Annotated in this window: 2 protein-coding genes; one reads left to right on the top strand and one right to left on the bottom strand. The window is 61.3% G+C overall.

All coding sequences use genetic code 11. The features are described from left to right. A partial coding sequence (locus BIS11_RS16830) for a gluconokinase (protein ID WP_253586621.1) occupies nt 1-216 on the bottom strand: 216 nt, incomplete at its 3' end. 358 nt (nt 217-574) lie between these two features. Here BIS11_RS16830 and BIS11_RS16825 point away from each other — a divergent pair. Beyond that, nucleotides 575-1684: GntP family permease (locus tag BIS11_RS16825; protein WP_253586620.1), on the top strand; the 1110-nt coding region annotated here is incomplete at its 3' end.

Below are 1684 nucleotides of genomic sequence, written 5' to 3'. Positions count from 1 at the left end.
ATCGGCGAAAAAGCCGCCGAGCGTGGTCAGCCAACCTTGGCGGTCACTGTCGTCGAGCGGCGTACCGCTGGCCATTTTAGCCACGTTGGCCGGCGGGTGATAGTCGTCGCCATCGATGAAGTCGGCGCCGAGTTCGGTCGCTACCTGCTGCCCTATCAAGGACTTCCCACATCCGGATACGCCCATGACCAGAACCCGATAAGAAGTGGCCGTCATGCGTTTGGTCTCCCACGCGATCTACAAGCATTATCTACTAGCACTTTCTACTAGCATCAAGAATGAACCATAGGCAACACCTTGCGTGTTACCGGTAACAAAGTGCTGAAAAGGCTAACCAGCCATCCTGACACTGTCAAAGCAAACCGACCGCCATGCGACTAACGTCTAGGGTGTCGGTAAAGCATCTATCGTCTTGATTCCGGTAACACGACTACATCGTCTTAAACGAAGGTCGAGTGTCTAAAAAGCGGCCCCTTGATCTACCATGCGCCATCGGCGATGTTACCGATAACATCGCTCTTTCGATTCCCCTTACTGCCTCTGGAGCCTGCAAATGGACGGATGGACGCAAACGATGTCGGCAGGCCCCTTGCTGGGCATTGCCGCCGCAGCCGTATTGCTGCTGCTGGTAATGATCATCCGCTTCAAGGTGCACGCCTTTCTCGCCTTGATCGTGGTCAGCCTGTTGACCGCCCTCGCCACCCGTATCCCTTTCGATGCCATCGTGCCGACGCTGGTGCAGAGTTTCGGGGGAACGCTGGGTGCTGTGGCGCTGCTGGTCGGGCTGGGTGCCATGCTCGGCAAGCTGGTCGAGTACTCCGGCGGTGCCCGGGTGCTGGCGGATCGCATGATCGCGCTGTTCGGCGAGAAACGTGCGCCCTTCGCCCTCGGTGTGGCCTCGCTGCTGATGGGCTTTCCGATCTTCTTCGATGCCGGCCTGATCGTCATGCTGCCGATCATCTTTGCCGTGGCCCGCCGTCTGGGGGGGCCGATTCTTCTCTACGCCATGCCCGCCGCCGCCGCGTTTTCGGTCATGCACGTGTTTTTGCCGCCGCACCCCGGCCCGGTTACAGCTTCGGAATTCTACGAGGCCAACCTGGGGCTTCTGATGCTCACCGGCGTCGTGCTGGCCTTTCCGATGTGGTGGATCTCGGGCTACATGTGGGGCAAGTTCGTCGCCAGGCGCCACCCGTTCACCCTGAGCAAGGCGCTTTTCGGTGAGTTGCAAGAAGAGGAAGTTTCTCATCCGCCAAGCGTGGGCACGGTCATCTTCATTCTGCTGCTGCCGCTTTTACTGATCTTCATGAACACCGGCCTGGACTTCCTGCGCTCGCTGGGCACAGTGGACGAAAGCCGGGGCTGGTTCCAGCTGATGCGCGCGATCGGCAGCACCCCGGTGGCGCTTCTGATCTCGACGCTGGTCGCCATGCTGGTGCTGGGTCGGCGCCGCGGCGTCGAGGGCAGCGCGCTTGAGAAGGTGCTGGACTCGGCGCTGGCGCCGATCTGCTCGGTGGTGTTGATCACCGGTGCCGGTGGCATGTTCGGCGGCGTACTGCGCGCCTCGGGCATCGGTGACGCACTGTCGGACTCGCTGGGCGATCTGGGCCTGCCGGTGATCGTCGCGGCCTACCTGGTGGCGGTCATCATACGCCTGGCTCAGGGCTCGGCCACCGTCGCGCTGGTC

This window comes from Halomonas sp. 707D4 (assembly GCF_024158685.1).
Taxonomy (GTDB): Bacteria; Pseudomonadota; Gammaproteobacteria; order Pseudomonadales; family Halomonadaceae; genus Vreelandella.
Note: the sequence above shows the minus strand (reverse complement) of the source record. Positions and strands in the feature narration are given on the sequence as shown.